Here is a 17228-nt window from a genome sequence, read left to right as displayed (position 1 = left end):
TCTGCGTTCTGCGTTCTGCGTTCTGCGTTCTGCGTTCTGCGTTCTGCGTTCTGCGTTCTGCGTTCTGCGTTCTGCGTTCGCTAGTCCTGCTACTTCATATTGTTGAATAAGGCAGCGTAATGTCTTTTGAAATGCCGAACGTTTAAATCAGTGCAGAAGATGTGGACTGGAGCGTCTTAGTAGTAGAAGTGGTCGCAAAGGGATAGGCTAATTTTAAGAAATTAACGCGGGTCTGCGCGGTGGTTAGAAACGTTGAAATCTTGCGATGGTTAAGGTGATAAACTTGCAAGCCTACTGCTCTTTTATGTTGTCCTTAAAAGAGCAGTAGAGATTCCTGGATCAAGACTAAGTTTTTGTAGCTGCTGTTACCTGCTGACCCGCCAGACAGAGCTTCCATAAATAACAAAACCAGTTAGGACGGTATGTAAGTATAGGGACAAGGGAAAAGCCCGCTACATGAATTATACCTACCCAAATGGCTATGCCGACTTGAGGCCCCCATTGGTGAACGCAGGGATACAGCGCGAAAGCAATGTGCAGGTAACCAAATCCGTGCAGTATCCATTTGCGCTTGTCAGACAGCTTACTTTTTTTCCCGTGTAGCAATTGAAACGGTTTTTTAATGGTTGCCGCAAAGTAGGTTAAACCGATCAGAGACAGAATATAGGCGATGATTAACATGTCTCCCCCTTATGCTTGTTGCTCGTAAATAGCTTGAAGTTTGCCAGGCGGAAGCCGCCGTTTTCATCTCTTAATGCGAGGTAATAAAAAGCGGTGAACATACTGAAGCCAAATAATAGCGCTATGCCATCAAAGCCCAGCCGTATCCAATCGCCAATCTTTAGTGCTTGCAACAGGCTGACCGGAGAGGTGAGATGGTCCAGTAGCGGAATCGCAATGTATAACACGGACGCCAGGGCAAGAAGCGCGGCCCAGCCTTTGCGGTGGCGGAAAAACGCAGAGTAGACTAGGCAGATGCCCCAGGTGATAAAAAACACATTAATCTCCCAGGCGCGGCGCTCGGCTAGCTCTATCGGTAGCAACCGGTTAGCCCAAAACAGCGCGCCTGTTGCGCATATCAGCCCGGCCATTCCGCCCACATTGAGCGCGCTGACCAGCTCAAAACCAAATTTTCCCAGCTGTTGTCGCGCACGTTTTATAACCCATAGAATGGCACCAGAGGCGACCATAAATGTCCCTAATACACCGCAAAAGAAAAACAGCCAGCGCATAGTGGTGTCTGCAAAATGAGCTTCATGCAGTTGTCGCAGTGAGCTGTAGGTGGCAAATATCACGTTATCGGCACTGCCGGCGGAATGATGCTCTAAAGGATCACCGGCATAGTTAAAGCTCATGCTGGCGTGCCCGCCGCGTCCGGCGGTCAAGGTATCTTGGGTGCTGGACTCCAGGGTAAAGCTGGCATTGGCTTGGCGTGGATTATCAATGCGTATCTCACTTACCTGCTGTTCCCACTCGTGCTTTGCGTGTGCCATCATGGCGTTGAAATTGGGTTGCCAGTTGTCGACCGTGGGAGGGACCACCTCGGTGATCTCAGCACTATCGCGCCCGCGATCAAAGCGGCCGCGGTTATCGTCGGTATTCAAGAAAAGCAAAGTGTTGGCAAACAGCATAAGCCCTGAAAAGGTGATCATAATGTGAAAGGGCAAGGCCATAAGTCCAGCCACTACGTGAGCATCAATCCACGAAAGTAAATTTTTACCGGGGCGGTAGGTGAAAAAGTGAGCGAACAGTTTACGCCTAGTAAACAGACCCGTGATAATGCCGACAAACATCATCATGGTCGCTATGCCCACTAGCAAGCGCGCGGTGCCGCGTGGAATGTGATAAAGCTCGAAATGAAATCTATATAGGAATCCACCTCCGGCGGTCTCACGGTTATCGATGGGTTCGCCGCTGTCGGCGTTAATAATCTGCCGTGGCCCGCGGCGCCTTTGTCGCTCTTCGTTATAGTTTTCCCAGGATACCCCCGTTGTGCGAGTGCGTGAATCTGGCAGACTGATTTGCCAGTTTTTCGCGTTTGGTGCGTGTTCGGTTAAGTAATCCAGGGCAACTTGCAGAGATTCTTCCGAAGGCGCGGAGGCATGACTTTCCGGTTGCATCCAATGAGTAATTTCGACACGGAAGAACGCCAGGGTGCCGGCAAAGAAAATCGCGAAAAGAATCCAGATGAGTAGCAGGCTGCTCCAGGTGTGCAACCAGGTCATCGACTGTTGAAAGGCCTGTTTCATGCGCCTGCCTCCTGAACGAGAAATAACCAAGGCGCCCAGAGTACGGCATTGCCCACCAGGGTAATGGCGATAATACGGCGGTGATTACTACCGCAAAATAGCGCCATCAAAACCAGTAGATAAATAATAAAAAAGGACATGTTGACCAGTAATCGCGCCTCCTGGTCAGACACAGGTACCAGCCATTTAAGCCAGTGGCAGAGGGCGGCGGTGAATGTATAGCCGCCGACGATGACGGTAGCGATTCTCGCCACCTTCATTAGCGAACTTTGCGCGCTAAAAAAAGAATGAGTAATCATGGGTTTGGTTGCTTAGCTATTAAAAGTAAGGTGCTGCTTGGGGGCGCACATTGTTAAGGAGCCAGAAGAAATTATCTGGCGCCGTTTATCAAAGACTGCTTAAGGGGCTATCTGCGTAGCCTTTACTTTACCTGTTCACTTTTTCGAGACGTTTGTAGCCACCTGTCAATTTGTATCGCTTTACGCTTGATTGCGAACAATACGTTCCAGCGTTTGAATGTTCTCAAAAACCTGTTGGCGGTTGGGCTCTTCTTTGTAAAGCTGGCGCAATAAATCCAATGCGGCGGCGTAGTCCTTACGGTCAATTTCGACTTGGGCTCGTCCCTGTAAGGCGCGGGTTTTAAATTCGGGTAATGTCTCGGCACGCAGGTAATACATCACCGCGCTCTGCTGGTTGTTTCTTAACTTTTGTACATTGGCCATGGTGATTAAGGCCTCGCCATTGCCAGGTGCCAGCTCGATAGCGGCAGCCAATTTGCTGCTGGCGGTTTTGAAATGTTTGCGGGCGATTGCCGCTTGCCCTTCCACCACCAAAAAGTCAGCTTGTTGGTCGCCGGATAATGAGCCCTTAACGTCGCTGACTGCTTTTACCAAATGTTCAAGTGCGGACCATTCATCACGCGAGGCCAGCCAGCGGCCCATTTGCAGTACGGTGTCCATATCGTCGGCCTTGGCAAAGCGGCGGATATCCCCCGATAAAAGTTCTACGGCGCGACGTGGATTGCCCAGTTCCATATGCAGCCTTGCCGCTAAAGCGATGTTGTCCACCCGATCCGCCCCCAGGGCTAAGGCCGTTTCCATACTGCCTAAGGCTTTGGTTTTGTCGCCGGCGTTCATGGCAATTTGTGCGCGCTGAACCCACAGTCGGCGACCCTTGGGTTTGTCGATTAGCATTTCGTCGACCAGGCTCGCCGCCTGGGTGAAATCGTTGCTGGCGGTGAGGGCGTAGAGTAAGCCTTGGTACCACTGACTGTTTTCCGGGTCGAGATACAATGCTGTTTGATAACCGGCCACTGCCGAGTGAGGCTTATGCAGCTGTAAATTTACGTACGCCAGTTGGCCGTAGGTTTGGGCGTCGTTACCGCCCAGCTCGAGCGTTTGGCTCAGGTGTTGTTTGGCATTTTTAAATTCCTGCTGCATCAGGTAAATCATACCCAGCGCGCGGTGGGATACCGCAAGCCCCGGTTGCATTTCCAGCGCTTTATTAAGGGCGGCGGCCGCCTCGTCGTAGCGCTTTAGGTTCAGTAGCACCTGGCCTTTAATTTCATAGAGCGCAGCACTGGCATCGCTTGATGTGTTCTGTTCAATTTGCGTCAGCGCGCTCTGGTAATCACCTTTGGCCAGCAGCGGCTGGATCTCGCGAAAAATTTTCCCCTCCTCGCTGGTTAAGCTGGCGTTGCCTGCTTGCTGATGGCTGCTTTTAAGTAAAAACGTCCACTCAGGGTCGTCCATTTCCAGGGTGATGTTTGCCGCGCTAAGGCTGTGGGCTAAACTTATGCTTGCCACAAGAGCCAGGGGGCGAATAAAACGGTGCAAAAGTGTCATTGGGTAATCGCCTTTATATTCGCAGTCGTTAAGAGTTAATTTCCAGCGGCCAGATAAAACGAGCCCGAACTTTCTTGCCGTCTTTTTGCGGCGGGCTGAACTGGCTGCGGTCAACAAAGCGTTTAATTTCACCCACCAGTGAGTGATAGGGGTTGTCGATAATGTCCAGCAGAGTGACATTGCCGTTTTCATCGATCATGACTTCCAGCTTGAGCATAACCTTCTCAATGCCGCGGCTTTTAAGCTCGGGTGGAAACCGGATATTGATCGGCGTTAACAGCGATGGCTGGCTGTCCAGATCGGCCAGGTTGTAGGCGTCCAGATCAATTTTGTAATCGGTCCACTGGGTGGCTTGTATCTGCACCTCGGGCATGTCCGGGTCGTCCACCTCAACGTCGACTTCCATATCGTTCATCACCACCGCGGGGCCGTCGCCCTCTACCTGAATACGGAAATCGGTTTTTTCCACCACCTGCTGCGTTTTCGGCGTGGGCGGTGGAGGCTCAGGTTGAATCACCTGAACTTCCAACATCTCAGGAGGCTCGGCGGACTCGCGGTTAAGCGCCTGAGAAAGCCACAAGAAGCCGACGGCTAACGCCAGCAGGCCAGCGCTTAATGCCGAGGCACTTAAGTGTTTTTTATCCATACCGCGACGCCTATTCCTTAAGTGCGGCGATGTTGACGCTGACGGCACCGGCAATTTTTGCCTCGTCAATGACTTCCATCAACAGCTCGGTGGGCACGGTGCGGTCGGCCTGAATTACCACCGGGCGGTCTTCGCCGAGTAGTAGTTGTTCTACCGTACCGCGCACGCCCGCCACGCCAATGTTGGCGCTGTCGTACATCACCTCACCGTTTCCGGTAATGGCCAAAAGAATGGATTGTTGATCTTGCGACTGCGCGGAAATGGCCTGGGGCTTGTCTACCTCTACCCCGGTTTCTTTGACAAAAACTGTCGAGACAATAAAAAAGATCAACAGAATAAACACTACGTCCAGCAGGGGCGACATATCAATGCCCTGAGGCTCCTGGCTTTCCAGGCGACGCTGCAAACGGCTGGTCATGTCAGTTACCTCGCGGTCGTGGTGGCGTAGCAGCTTTTGCCCTTGGCGTTTACAAACACCAGCAGCAGCCAGCCGGGAATGGCCAAAACCAATCCCAGTTGTGTGGTAAACAGCGCGTGGGCAATACCGTTGGTTACCATCTGGCTGTCAGCGCCGCCCAGCATCATGCCGGTAAAACTATCTTGCAGGCCGGTGATGGTGCCAAACAGGCCCATCAGCGGTAAGGCACCGACTTTTAGCGCAGTGATTTTGCGCTGATACTCGGGCGCATTGTGTTCGGCCATTTCCGGCGCCTCTAAAAGATGCAAATAGTCCATCCACAATTGCTGATAGATGTAGAGCGCCAGCAATAACATCAGCCAGCACACCCAGCTGTTGGTGATTTGCTCAATCATGCGGTTGCCTCTTGCGTGGTTTTGGCCGTTTGTGGCTCGGCATCTTCGCCGCTCAGTACCAGGGCAAAGCTTTCCAGGCCGTGGTAATAGCGTTTCGCTTTGCGTGATAAAACAGCGCCTAACACCAGCGCGGGAATGGCGACTACCAGGCCCAACTCGGTGGTTACCAGCGCCTGGGCGATACCGCCGGAAATGACTTCTGGATCGCTGGAGCCGAAAGTGGTCATCATGCGGAAGGTTTCGATCATGCCGCTTACCGTACCCAATAGCCCTAACAGGGGCGACACAGTGGCGGTAACGGTAATAATGGTAAGCCAGCGCTCCAGCACGGTTTTGTCGTCGTGCAGTTGGGCAAACAAGCGGTCGTCGCGCTCGCGCGGATTTTTGCTGTTGAGCGCAGTATCCAGCAGTGCTTTTTGCATGCTGCCTTTTTGCGCCTGAATGTTGGCGCGCTGTTGTTGCAGTTCGGATCGGGTGCGCGCCGGAATAAGTTTAGGCAGCTGCCACAATTGCCAGCCTTTAAATAGCGCGGTAGCGGTCGCGATTAACGCAAACAGTAAGATGGGGGCGGCCCACAATCCACCTTTGGCGATATGCTCAATTAAGGTTTCTGAGGTTTGTTGCGCGTGCAAAGCGCGGCCTTGCGTCGGGTCGAAGGTGATCGCGCCCTGGGGATTGTTGGTCAGGTTAACGATATTGTCGCTCTGGCCGCCAGACAGTTGTGCCAGGCTTTTAAGATGGCCATCGTTATCTGTTTCGGCCAAGCCCGCTTGCTCGGCATCCACATACCAGCTGGCTGGGCCAATGTGCAATGTGGGTAGCGGCGCGATGGTGCCATCGGCGCGCACAACCTTTTCTTCACGCCATTGTGGCGCCATGCGTTCGCGCAGCTGTTCGCTGAAGCGGTTGGTGGCGTTGATTTTTTCGCTTAGAGAGAGTTCAGCCAGTTGTTGGTTGCTGTAACCCTGCTGTTTCAAAAAACGGTTCAACAGGTTTTGTTGAAACCTCTGTTGCTCTTTCCAATCTTTCAGGCGCGATTCCAGTTGCCCCAGGCTTAGGGTTTTCTCGTCCATTTTGCGGCGCGCCACGGCGGTTTTATCCCGCAGGTTTAAAACTTCTTCTTCCAGCCTGCGTAACTTACCGGCAACATCGTTGCGCTCGCGCAATACCTTCTGTTCGGTGCGCGCCAAGTTACTTTGCGCGCGTTCAATTTTTTTAACCAGTGAGGCTTCCACATCTTGTGCGGCCGCGGGTGCGGTGTAAGCCACGCAGAGAGCTAGCAGACTACTGAGAAGTGCAGCGGTTAATTTCATGGCTGTACCTCCTCGGTGCCAATAATAATGGGCAGTTGTACCAGTTGTGGCGGCTGGCGTTTTTCGAAGACATCAATCGCGCGATTAATCGCATCGCCATCTACCTGGTCGCTAAACTGCCACTGCCAGGTATGGTTCACAATACGACCGTAACCGGCGTACTCCCCTCCTTGGCTGGCAAACCAGGCGTAGCCGGCGCCAAGATAAATTTGTTTCACCAGTACATCGTCTGTGCCTGTACTCATTACCGTCTCGTGGGTGGTAATGCGCTGGTTAAATTCGTCCAGGTCTGACAGCTTGGCCAGTGTGCCTTGCAGTAGTACGGATGTTTCGGCCTGGTCGCCAACGGCTTGCTGCTCTTTTTCCCAGTTGTTGCGTACCAACTCTGGCAGCATGGGTGACAAGCCATCGGTGGTGGCGGCCAGTTGCGCCAAGGCTTCGGTGAGTTTTTCTTGCTGTTGTTCCAGTTCGGCCTGTTCGGCCATTAATTCTGAACGACGTTCTTCTACGTCGTCCTGCCCGGCGCTGCTTTCTTGCAGCATTTGGGTCAGCTGTTCTTTTTCGGCTTGCAGCAGGGATAAACGCTGTTGCATGGCCGGCTTTTGGACTTTCCAGTCATTGATCAGCGCGTGATTTTGTTGCTCCACCTGTAACCACTTTTCGGTTAAGCGGTCGATCTGTGCTGGAGTGGCGGCGCTCAGTTGTTGGGCGCTGCATAACGTCAGGGCTGCCAACAAAAGGTTGCGCGGGACCGTAAACGAATGATGGGATGGGGCTATCAATCTAATCATGACAAAAACCATGTCATTAAGGGTCAATGGGCTTGGCTCGGTTACTTAGCTAAATAACCGAGCCAAAATGAAAAAACAGCGACGCCCAAGGACGCCGCTGTAAAACGCTCCTAGTCGTTTAGAAGGTTTTGCTCAACGACACCAAGTAGCTGCGGCCCGGTTCGTTGTAGGTATTGGCACCGGCGTTTGTCGAGGTGCCTTCACGCTTGAGCTGGTCATTAACCAGGTTTTTCACCGACAGGACAACTTCAAAACCGCCGCCAAAGGCGTAGTTGGTGCTGAAGTTAATAACGTTGTAGGCGTCGCGATCCATTTGGTTTTCAACCACGTCGCCGCTTGCTTCGAGTTTGGGGCTGTCGGTTGGGCCGTAGTGTTGGCCGCTCAGCACCATGTCCCACCGGTCGGTTACAGACCACACCAGCATAGAGTTCAGGGTGTAGTCCGGAATAATACTCAGCGGCTCACCGGTGCTGGTGTCTTTGGATTCGAGCATGACGGTGGCGTTTAAGGTAAAGGTCAATGCCTGGGCAAATGGTACGCTTAAGTTACCTTCCAGCCCTTCAACAATTGCCTCGGGGGCGTTTTCCCAGCGGAATACCTGAGTGCTGTCGTAAACGCCGATTGGGTCGGTGCCCGATGTGGTGATCTTGTTTTCGTAGTCGTTATGGAAGTAAGTCAGGCCGGTGGCAAAACCACTGTCGCCGGTGTAGTTGACACCGATCTCAGAGTTAATAGAGGTTTCTGCTTCCAGATCCGGGTTGCCCAAGATAGTACAGCCGCCGCCAAGGCTCGGATAAGCCAGCGGGCAGCCATTACCGCGAGTACGGTAGGCATAGTTGGGGTTCAATTGATACAGGTTAGGCGTTTTAAACGCGCGGCTCACACCTGCTTGCAGCGACAGGTTAGAGGTCGCTTGCCAAGAGGCGTTTACGCTGGGTGACCAGTTGGTACCGGATTCGCTGTGTGAGTCAAAGCGCACGCCGGGGGTCAGCATAATGGTGTCGGTAAGAGCGATGTTGTCTTCGATGTAAACCCCAAACAGATCGGCGTCGGTGGTGGACGGACGCAAGTCAGGGTCGACAATGGTGCCAGGGATATCGCCTTCTTCAACATTGCCCAAGCCGTTTTGATTGTGGACATCGTCTTCCAGCTCTTCACTGCGGTACTCAGCACCGTAAGTGATGGTTTGGTTTAAACCGCCCAATTGCACGGGAGTATTCCACTCGGTTTTTGCGCTGATGTTTTGCAGTTCAGTGGTGACAAACTCTTCAGAGTTGATGGCGCCGTCGCCACCACCAGCAGCCCCTTCACCCAGGCGAGAGTTGTTGGTGTTTTCCCACTGAATGTAGCTGAACGAGTCGCCAAAGCTGAAGTTGCCCTTGTGGGTCAGCGACAGAGTCTTGCGGCGCATAACATTGGTTTCTTCGCCGACCAACAGGTTGGACATTTCGTGATCCACACCCTGGAAGGCATTATCACCAGCGTAAATGTTGCCCTGACGGCTGTAGGCACCTTCCAACTCCCAGGTTTGGGTTTCGCTTTGGTCAAAGCGCAGCATGGTGCGGAAATCCTGGTTCTCTACGCCTTCGCGGCCAGCGGCAACACGTGAGCCCTCAACGGTTTCGTCGCGGTTGATATCCACATCGTCAGCGTCTTGTTTGTTGTAGCTAATATAAGTGCGCTGCGAAAAGCGCTCGGTCAACGGGCTGGCGGCAACGATGTTAGCGCGGTACTGATCGCCTTCCATGCTGTCTTCAGACAGCTGAGTTTCGGCGGTGATAGTGGCCGTGGCTTCATCGGGCTTTTTCGTGATGATGTTAACCACACCACCGGCTGCGCCGGAGCCGTAACGGGCGGCGGCGGGGCCGCGAATCACTTCAATACGCTCAATCGCTTCTGGTGGAACCCAGTTGCTGTCGCCGCGAGTGTTGCGCTCGCCAGAGCGACCCATTTTTACCGAGTTGCGCGACAGCACAGGTTTGCCGTCGATTAAAATCAGAGTGTTTTCGGGGCCCATGCCGCGAATATCAATTTGGCGGTTGTTGCCGTACTGGCCCGAGCTACTGTTACCGGACAAGTTAACGCCGGGCATGGTGCGAACGATTTCGGCAATATCATTGGCGACCGGGCGGTGCTTCATGTCTTCTTCGGTGACAATAGACACGCCCTGGGCTTGTTTTAGCTCTTCAGAGGCGGCCTGTACCACGGTGGTTTTAAGTACTTGGACTTCGTCGTCCTGGGACTGTTGTGCCAGTGCTACGGTGGAGCACATGGGAAAAAGGGCGCCCATTAGGGCTAGTTTACTGCTCAGCTTATTCATCTGGGGTCATCCTATACGCTTCAATGGTGAAAACGGCCCGACTCTTAGCGGTCTCTGCGTATTGATTTGGTTATATGCACTCGGCCGAAAATGATACTGATAATGGTTATCACTTGGTTGTGGCGGCGAATTGTAGTGGGTGTGAAATCTAAATGTAAACAATTATCACTTGAGGTTTACGTTTCTTTTAATTCGGGCGGGGGAGCTCTTAGTTATCCACAGGGGGTGAGTTTTAGCCTCTACAGCTTTTTATCTTTAACTTTCTTTAATCTCGCTTAAGGTTTAATGGGCGTTAACTTGCTATAGTAGGTGCCTGTTTTTATTTGTGTTGCTGGGTTTCATATGTAAAATCAGCAACTCTCAGCCTATGTTTAATCAAGATACTAATAAGCGAGATGCCTCATGAAGAGAACACTTTTTGCCGCCGTAACCCTGGCGGCTTCCGTGATAGCACTGCCCACTACTGCCGCCGAAAAAGAGCCCTGGCAGCAGGCGCAAGAAACCGAAGTGTGGGAGCCGGTGCCCACCAAAGTCAGTGTCGATGATGCCGGGGTGCCGTCGGACGCTATTGTGTTGTTCGGTGGTTCGGATTTGTCCGCTTGGGAATCCGCGAATGATGGCTCCTCCGCTCCCTGGAAAGTAGAAGGCGATGTGATGGTGGCGGCCCCCAAATCGGGCGATATTCGCACTAAACAAGAGTTTTGCGACATACAGCTGCACATTGAGTGGCAGCCGCCGGCCGAAAAAGATATGGAAGGCCCTGAGGGGCAGGGGCGCGGCAACAGCGGGGTGTTCTTTCAGGAGCGTTATGAAGTGCAGGTACTCGACTCTTTTGGGGGTGAAACCTACCCGAACGGCCAGGCCGCTTCGGTGTACAAGCAACATATTCCTCTGGTCAATGCCACCAAGCCGCTGGATGAGTGGAATGTGTACGATATTATCTATAAGGCGCCGCGCTTTAGTGATGCCGGACAGCTGGAATCGCCCGCCTATATTACGGTCTTGCACAATGGCGTGTTGGTGCAAAACCACGTTGAAGTGCAGGGCCCCACGGCCTGGATTGGTCACCCGCCCTACGAGCCTCATGGCTGTGCGCCCTTGCGATTGCAGGATCACGGCAACCCGAGTCGTTTCCGCAATATTTGGGTTCGCGAACTATAAAAACAAAGCGGCGTAACACAACAGAGAGTCATCGTATGAAACGCTATTCAATATTGCTGGGGGCCGCGCTGGCCCTCGGTGTCAGTCAGGCCGGTATGGCAGCGCAAGGGGCTGATAACTTCTTTTCCTATTTGCAAAACAGCGATTCTTTAGCCGGAGTCGCTGTCGATTATAGCAACGGTAAGCTAGTCCCGAACGGCGATGGCAGCCAGCTGTTGTTGTCTGGTGGCGAGAGCATCGAGTCCAATGTCTACTTGGGGGATAGCGTGCTGACCCTGGAGTACCTGGCCGGAGCTGATACCAATGCCGGTATTTACCTTCAGGGGCGCTACGAAGTATCGCTGGCTGGCGAGCAAGTTGTTCCGGGAGGTATACGTGGGCGTGGCGACGACGTCAGTGCCATCAAGCCTCTGGCAGAGGCCGCCCAAGCCCGCGGCGAGTGGCAGACCCTGGAGCTTAAGTTTCGTGCCCCACGCTACGACGATGCTTCAAATAAAGTCGATAACGCCATGTTGTTGGAGGCTCGTTTAAACGGCGAGCTGGTGCAAAAAAACACAATACTGACAAGCTTTAGTGAAGGTCCTATCAAGCCGTGGGAGACGACCAGTGGCCCCGCTTTGTTGCGCGTGCGTGAGGGGCAGTTGGCCGTGCGCGCGCTCAGTGTGCATCCAGCGGATTTTGCTCGCGTTTCGCCTCCCGACGCTACTGGTAGCGAAACCAACGAATCTGAGTTGGTCGATTTTGTCGCGGTGGGGAAGAAGGCCTTTCAAGATTTAGGCTGTAAAGAATGTCACGCGGTGTCCGCCAGTGATACCAGCATGAAAACCGGCCCTAACTTATTTGGCCTGTTTAAGAGCACGCCGCGCGATCGCGAAATTATCGAAACCGCCGAAAACCATCACTTTACCGTTAAGGCGGATTTTAGCTATCTGGAGCGCAGTGTACGCAGCCCAGGGGCCGAGTTGGCCATTCGCGAATCGGGGGATAAAAAGGGCGAGTCATTTATGCCCATTATGCCCCCTTATATGAAGCAAACCCTGCCCGACAAACAGTTGGACGCCATTGGTTACTACCTGCAAACCCTGAACACGCCCTGGGAGCAGGGGCCGGTCATTAAGCTGGTGGAATCTACCGGGCCGCAAAAATATGACCCGCTGCAAGATGATTTGCAGTTTTTGGTCACCGATAGTGTGCGTATACAGCGTGGTCCTATGGAAGGGCTTTCGGCGCGCAGTATTCACGTGGGGCAGCCCAATGCCGTGAACTACAGCTTTGATCCGCGCATCCTGGGTATCGCCAAGGTTTGGCAGGGCGGCTACCTGGACATGACTGGCGAGCTGACCAACCGCGGCGGTGATGGAATCAAAACCGGCTTTGAAACCCGTGAAATTGATTTGGGGGAAACGGGTGTATTGTTTGCGCCGCTTAACGCCAGTGGCGAGCCCATCGATTTTTCGTTTAAAGAATCTGTGTTTCGCGATACTGAGACCATCAAGCAAGCTCTGTGGAGCGACAAAGATCAAGCCGAGCTGATTGCGGAGCAAAATGCCCAGTTCTTGGGTTACGAGCGCCCTTCGGGCAATCGTGCTGCGGCGCCCACCTTCCGCTACCGGGTGGGGAACAATACCTTGGCGGTACGGACTCAAGTTGCCGACTCGGGGGCCGTCACTATTCAGGTTTCGGGTAAGCGCGAGAGCGATCAGCGCTTTCAGTTAAGTACCGCAACACTGAATGAAGTGGCGGTGACCGAAGGCTCTGTGGAAAACGGCGTATGGACGCTTCCTCAGGGGGAAAAGACGGCTGAGTTAACCGCCACCATGGCACTGGCAGCCAACGCCTGGCAGCCCGAGGCCACGGACTTTGACTATCGCAAACAGCCGTTAAAAACCGTAGAGGCTGTGGCCGATCTACCCGCGGGCTATAGTATTGAAAATTACCTGCCGCCGCAGGATAACTATGGCCGCGATCAACTGTTCGAGGCCCTGGGATTGGCGCTCGCTAAGGATGGCACCATTGTAGTGGCGACGCGCACCGCAGGTATCTGGCGGATTAAAGACGGCCAGTGGCAGCTGTTTGCCGAGGGCTTGTTCGACAGCCTGGGGGTGCAGATTGAAGACGACCACGGCCTGCAAGTGGTGGTGGGACAAAAGGCCGAGCTGACCCGCATTACGGATACAGACGGCGATGGTATGGGCGATAAGTTTGATACTTTATTCGATGCCCACGGTTATCACGGCAACTATCACACCTATATGCATGGTCCGGCTCGCGCCGCCGACGGTGCCTACCATGTCAGCCTGAACCTGGCTCATGCCGATGAGGCTGTATACAAAGCCGACGGCGAATTTATGGGATCGCAAGGCGGTTACAGCGGTTGGAATATTCGCGTGACTCCCGACGGTGAGTACAGTCTGTACGCCAGCGGTTTGCGCAGTCCGGCCGGGCTTTCAACGGGGCCGGAGGGCAAGCTGTGGTACACCGAGAATCAGGGCGAGTTTGTGGGCACTTCCAAGCTGTTTATGCTGGAGCAAGACAAGTTCTACGGTCACCCCAGTGGCTTGGTAGATCTGCCCGGCAAGAAGCCCGATTCATCGGATATTCAATGGGAAAACGTAGCCGATACCCGCGAGCGGGCGGTGCTGTTATTCCCTCATAATATTGTCGCCAATGCGCCGGGCCACCCGGTCTGGGATACCACCGGGGGCGAGTTTGGTCCCTTTGCCGGGCAGATGCTTGTGGGTGATCAGACCCAATCCAACCTGTTGCGGGTGGTGACCGAGAGCGTCGGCGGACGGCTGCAGGGGGCGGTTATTCCGTTTATGTCGGGGCTCGAGTCCGGGGTCATGCGCGGTCTATTCCTGCCCGATAGCAGTTTGCTGGTAGGGCAGACCGGGCGCGGCTGGCAGGCGAAAGGTGGCCACGTCGCAGCGCTGCAGCGCATCCGCTATGATGGCGAAACCGTTGCCCCGGCAATTAAATCAGTCAATGTGACCGAAAGTGGCTTTAGGTTATCTTTAACGCAACCACTCAAAGAGGCGTTGATCGATGGTTCGGTGCTGGTGCGCTCTTGGGTGTACCGCGATGCCCCGGATTACGGCTCACCGGAAATGGATCAGCGTGATGAGTCTGTGAAGGTGAGCCTTAGCGATAATGGCCAAGAGTTGCTGTTAACCCTGGCTAATACCGAACAGACGCAAGTGCACCCACAGCAGACGGCACGGGTGTATCAAATTACCCTGGCCGAGGGGTTGTTTGGTGATCAGTCGCCGCCCCTAAGTGCTTTCTACTCACTCTGGCAATTTGCCGAGTCACCTTAATGCCAACACGCCGGGTTCAGCCCGGCGTTTTTTTATCTCATTCTTTTGCATTGTAAAACACTTCCATATATCATATAGTCAACATGACTAAAAAGGGGTCGTGCGGCTCCGTGACAATAATGAAGCGAAGATAACGTTATGAATTCACGCGTAGAAAAAATCTCTGTTCTGGAGAAGGTCGGTTACAGCTTGGGGGACCTAGCTGCCAATTTGATCTTCCAAACCCTGGTTACCTTTATTGCGTTCTTTTACACCGACGTATATGGGCTGCCGCCTGCTCAGGCCTCAATGGTGACTGGTGTCTGCGGTATTCTCGGCGGGGTTATCTTCGCGCCTGTGGTCGGGGTTTTAGCCGATCGCACCAATACCCGCTGGGGTAAGTTTCGCCCGTGGATTCTGTTTACCTCGGTCCCCTTTGGGCTGGGGGCGTTGCTGTCATTCACGACGCCAGATCTCGATCCCTCGGGTAAGTTGATCTACGCCTTTGTCACCTACCTGGCTCTGATGATGCTTTACTCGGCCAACAATCTGCCTTACTCGGCGCTCAGCGGTGTGATCACCGGCAATATGCAAGAGCGAGTGAGTCTGTCGTCCTACCGCTTTGTGGCGGTGATGGTGGCCCAGTTTATTATTCAGGTGCTGCTGCTGCCGCTGGTACTGATTTTGGGCGACGGCGACAAGGCCGAAGGTTTTAAGCAGGTTATGACGATTTTTGCGGTGGTGGGGGTGATTTGCTTCATTGTCACTTTCCTGACTACCAAAGAGCGGGTAGTGCCCCATGTGGAGCAAAAGTCCAGTATTAAAGATGATCTGGGCGATCTGTTTAAAAACCTGCCCTGGGTGATCATGCTGCTGGCGACCATCTTGGTCTTTATGATGTTGTCGCTTAAAAGTGGCTCGCTGATTTATTACTTTGAAAATTATTTGAGTGAAGCGCATCTGGCGCGCTTTCTCGACGGCTCCGGCTTTAACAGCTTTATTGCCGGGCTGAACTCTATGCTGCAGGGCGCCGGTTTAACCCGTTTCCGCTGGCCCGAAGATGCCCCGACCTCTGCTTTTAGCTTGTTCAATGGCATTGGCATTATTTTTATGATTGTCGGCATCGGTTTTTCCAAGCCGTTGACCAACCGCTTTGGCAAGCGCGATGTGTTTGGCTGGGCGCTGGCGGTTTCCATGCTGTTTGTACTGGTGCTGTACTTCCTTTCGCCCGAGTCTATCGGAACGGTATTCGCCGCTCAGGTTCTGCACGGCTTTTCTTATGGCATCACCATTCCGCTGCTGTGGGCGATGATTGCCGATGTGGCCGATTACTCTGATTGGAAAAACAACCGTCGCGCGACGGGCATTATTTTCTCGGCAATGATTCTGGGGCTCAAACTCGGTTTGACGCTGGGTGGCTCTTTGGTTTCAGCGCTCTTGGCTGTATACGGTTATCAGGCTGGTGCCGCCGTTCAGTCAGCGGAAACCATAGGGGGCATTATCTTGGCGGTGAGTGTTTTCTCCTCTATGCCCGGGTTCATTGCCGCGGGGCTGCTGTTCTTTTATAAGATCGATAAAGCCATGGAGCAGCAAATTGAACGCGACCTTGAAATGCGTCGCAACGATACAAGTGTAAGTGAAACTATTTAATTGAGAACTGAACATGGCCGATGAACAATACGCGGATATCGATTACGACGAGCTGAATCAAAAGGCATTGTCGCAACCGCTGGTAACCCACATGTACACCGCTGACCCGTCAGCCCATGTGTTTGATGGCAAAATCTATATTTATCCCTCGCACGATGTCGAGGGCGGCGTACCCTTTAATGACAATGGCGATCACTTCTGCATGGAGGACTACCATGTGTTCTCTATGGAGTCGCCCGAGTCCGAGGTGGTGGATCACGGCGTTGCCCTGCATGTCGACGACGTGCCCTGGGCGGCGCGACAAATGTGGGCGCCGGATGCGACCCGTAAAAATGGCAAATACTATTTGTATTTTCCGGCCAAGCGCGCCGATGATATTTTCCAGATTGGCGTGGCGATTGGCGACTCTCCCGCCGGTCCTTTTAAGGCCGAGCCCGAGCCGATTGAGGGCAGCTACTCGATTGATCCGGCGGTTTTTGCCGATGACGACGGTGAGTACTATTTATATGTGGGCGGTATCTGGGGTGGCCAGCTGCAGAAATATCGCAACCACCAGTATGATGAGGCCAACGAAGAGCCGGCGGATGATGAGCCCGCCCTGGGCCCCACCGTCGCAAAGCTTAGCGACGATATGAAAAGCTATGCCGAGCCCCTGCGCGAGATCAAGATTCTGGATGAAAATGGTGAGCCGCTTAAGGCCGGTGATCACGAGCGCCGCTACTTTGAGGGCCCCTGGGTCCACAAATATCAGGGTAAGTACTATTTGTCTTACTCCACGGGCAATACTCACTATCTGTGTTATGCCACTTCCGATTCGCCCTATGGCCCTTTCACCTACGGTGGGCGTATTTTAAATCCGGTGGTGGGGTGGACCACTCACCATTCGATTTGCGAGTACGAAGGGCGCTGGCTGTTGTTCTACCATGATTCATCCCTGTCTAAAGGGGTGACCCATTTGCGCAGCATTAAAATGGCTGAATTGCACCATGATGAACAAGGGCGGATTGCTACGCTCGACCCTTATCCTCGCTAGGTTGGTTTTTCTGCGTTGTTAGCCCCGCTTGCGGGGCTTTTTTGTATTTGCAGGACTGCTTTTCAATAAAGTCCCCATTATCTTCGCTGCTGTGAGCTTTGAGTGCTTTCGG

The 17228-nt window shown here is 53.4% G+C and carries 14 protein-coding genes; 4 read left to right on the top strand and 10 right to left on the bottom strand.

The features are described from left to right. Nucleotides 1-345 precede the first annotated feature (345 nt). The 10 genes from M6D89_RS16455 to M6D89_RS16410 all read right to left on the bottom strand — a co-directional run bounded on the left by M6D89_RS16455 (nt 346) and on the right by M6D89_RS16410 (nt 9976). Nucleotides 346-681: a DUF3325 domain-containing protein gene (locus tag M6D89_RS16455; RefSeq protein ID WP_253969184.1), complete on the bottom strand. Its 336-nt coding sequence runs from the start codon at nt 679-681 to the stop codon at nt 346-348. Continuing rightward, the gene (locus tag M6D89_RS16450; RefSeq protein ID WP_253969183.1) at nt 675-2249 is read right to left on the bottom strand and encodes a PepSY-associated TM helix domain-containing protein; all 1575 of its coding nucleotides are present in this window, start codon (nt 2247-2249) and stop codon (nt 675-677) included. The genes M6D89_RS16455 and M6D89_RS16450 overlap by 7 nt, the downstream gene beginning before the upstream one ends. Next, a complete protein-coding gene (locus M6D89_RS16445; protein ID WP_253969182.1) occupies nt 2246-2548 on the bottom strand; it encodes a hypothetical protein in 303 nt (100 codons plus the stop codon). The genes M6D89_RS16450 and M6D89_RS16445 overlap by 4 nt, the downstream gene beginning before the upstream one ends. Before the next feature lie 180 nt (nt 2549-2728). Beyond that, entirely contained in the window at nt 2729-4093 is a 1365-nt protein-coding gene (locus tag M6D89_RS16440; protein WP_253969181.1) for a tetratricopeptide repeat protein, read from the bottom strand. A 28-nt stretch (nt 4094-4121) separates the two neighbouring features. Next, complete coding sequence (locus M6D89_RS16435; protein ID WP_253969180.1) at nt 4122-4739, bottom strand: energy transducer TonB; 618 nt, start codon at nt 4737-4739, stop codon at nt 4122-4124. Nucleotides 4740-4749: 10 nt separating this feature from the next. Next, complete coding sequence (locus tag M6D89_RS16430) at nt 4750-5157, bottom strand: ExbD/TolR family protein (protein ID WP_253969179.1); 408 nt, start codon at nt 5155-5157, stop codon at nt 4750-4752. Between the two features lie 5 nt (nt 5158-5162). Beyond that, a complete protein-coding gene (locus M6D89_RS16425) occupies nt 5163-5552 on the bottom strand; it encodes a MotA/TolQ/ExbB proton channel family protein (protein WP_253969178.1) in 390 nt (129 codons plus the stop codon). Beyond that, nucleotides 5549-6865 (bottom strand): MotA/TolQ/ExbB proton channel family protein, encoded by a 1317-nt coding sequence (locus M6D89_RS16420; protein ID WP_253969177.1) that lies wholly within the window; start codon nt 6863-6865, stop codon nt 5549-5551. Before M6D89_RS16420 ends, M6D89_RS16425 begins: the two co-directional genes overlap by 4 nt. Further along, entirely contained in the window at nt 6862-7656 is a 795-nt protein-coding gene (locus M6D89_RS16415) for a DUF3450 family protein (protein ID WP_253969176.1), read from the bottom strand. Before M6D89_RS16415 ends, M6D89_RS16420 begins: the two co-directional genes overlap by 4 nt. 118 nt (nt 7657-7774) lie before the next feature. Then, nucleotides 7775-9976: a FepA family TonB-dependent siderophore receptor gene (locus tag M6D89_RS16410; RefSeq protein ID WP_253969175.1), complete on the bottom strand. Its 2202-nt coding sequence runs from the start codon at nt 9974-9976 to the stop codon at nt 7775-7777. Between the two features lie 402 nt (nt 9977-10378). On the opposite strand from M6D89_RS16410, the gene M6D89_RS16405 reads away from it, so the two are divergent. From M6D89_RS16405 to M6D89_RS16390, 4 genes are all read left to right on the top strand, one after another. Then, complete coding sequence (locus M6D89_RS16405) at nt 10379-11137, top strand: 3-keto-disaccharide hydrolase (protein ID WP_253969174.1); 759 nt, start codon at nt 10379-10381, stop codon at nt 11135-11137. Nucleotides 11138-11172: 35 nt separating this feature from the next. Then, entirely contained in the window at nt 11173-14454 is a 3282-nt protein-coding gene (locus tag M6D89_RS16400; RefSeq protein ID WP_253969173.1) for a 3-keto-alpha-glucoside-1,2-lyase-like domain-containing protein, read from the top strand. A gap of 138 nt (nt 14455-14592) precedes the next feature. Beyond that, complete coding sequence (locus M6D89_RS16395; protein WP_253969172.1) at nt 14593-16083, top strand: MFS transporter; 1491 nt, start codon at nt 14593-14595, stop codon at nt 16081-16083. Nucleotides 16084-16096: 13 nt separating this feature from the next. Continuing rightward, nucleotides 16097-17116: a glycoside hydrolase family 43 protein gene (locus tag M6D89_RS16390; protein WP_253969171.1), complete on the top strand. Its 1020-nt coding sequence runs from the start codon at nt 16097-16099 to the stop codon at nt 17114-17116. The last annotated feature ends 112 nt before the right edge of the window (nt 17117-17228 follow it).

It is taken from the genome of Gilvimarinus xylanilyticus (genome assembly GCF_024195295.1).
Lineage (GTDB): Bacteria > Pseudomonadota > Gammaproteobacteria > Pseudomonadales > Cellvibrionaceae > Gilvimarinus > Gilvimarinus xylanilyticus.
The sequence above is the reverse complement of the archived record's forward strand: the minus strand, read 5'-3'. Positions and strand labels throughout refer to the sequence as shown.

What these genes read in the sequence shown, in the direction of transcription:
- M6D89_RS16405 (WP_253969174.1), top strand. Translation starts at nt 10,379, where the DNA reads ATGAAGAGAACACTTTTTGCCGCCGTAACCCTGGCGGCTTCCGTGATA.
- M6D89_RS16400 (WP_253969173.1), top strand. Translation starts at nt 11,173, where the DNA reads ATGAAACGCTATTCAATATTGCTGGGGGCCGCGCTGGCCCTCGGTGTC.
- M6D89_RS16435 (WP_253969180.1), bottom strand. Translation starts at nt 4,739, where the DNA reads ATGGATAAAAAACACTTAAGTGCCTCGGCATTAAGCGCTGGCCTGCTG.
- M6D89_RS16415 (WP_253969176.1), bottom strand. Translation starts at nt 7,656, where the DNA reads ATGATTAGATTGATAGCCCCATCCCATCATTCGTTTACGGTCCCGCGC.
- M6D89_RS16390 (WP_253969171.1), top strand. Translation starts at nt 16,097, where the DNA reads ATGGCCGATGAACAATACGCGGATATCGATTACGACGAGCTGAATCAA.
- M6D89_RS16445 (WP_253969182.1), bottom strand. Translation starts at nt 2,548, where the DNA reads ATGATTACTCATTCTTTTTTTAGCGCGCAAAGTTCGCTAATGAAGGTG.
- M6D89_RS16450 (WP_253969183.1), bottom strand. Translation starts at nt 2,249, where the DNA reads ATGAAACAGGCCTTTCAACAGTCGATGACCTGGTTGCACACCTGGAGC.
- M6D89_RS16410 (WP_253969175.1), bottom strand. Translation starts at nt 9,976, where the DNA reads ATGAATAAGCTGAGCAGTAAACTAGCCCTAATGGGCGCCCTTTTTCCC.
- M6D89_RS16425 (WP_253969178.1), bottom strand. Translation starts at nt 5,552, where the DNA reads ATGATTGAGCAAATCACCAACAGCTGGGTGTGCTGGCTGATGTTATTG.
- M6D89_RS16430 (WP_253969179.1), bottom strand. Translation starts at nt 5,157, where the DNA reads ATGACCAGCCGTTTGCAGCGTCGCCTGGAAAGCCAGGAGCCTCAGGGC.
- M6D89_RS16440 (WP_253969181.1), bottom strand. Translation starts at nt 4,093, where the DNA reads ATGACACTTTTGCACCGTTTTATTCGCCCCCTGGCTCTTGTGGCAAGC.
- M6D89_RS16395 (WP_253969172.1), top strand. Translation starts at nt 14,593, where the DNA reads ATGAATTCACGCGTAGAAAAAATCTCTGTTCTGGAGAAGGTCGGTTAC.
- M6D89_RS16455 (WP_253969184.1), bottom strand. Translation starts at nt 681, where the DNA reads ATGTTAATCATCGCCTATATTCTGTCTCTGATCGGTTTAACCTACTTT.
- M6D89_RS16420 (WP_253969177.1), bottom strand. Translation starts at nt 6,865, where the DNA reads ATGAAATTAACCGCTGCACTTCTCAGTAGTCTGCTAGCTCTCTGCGTG.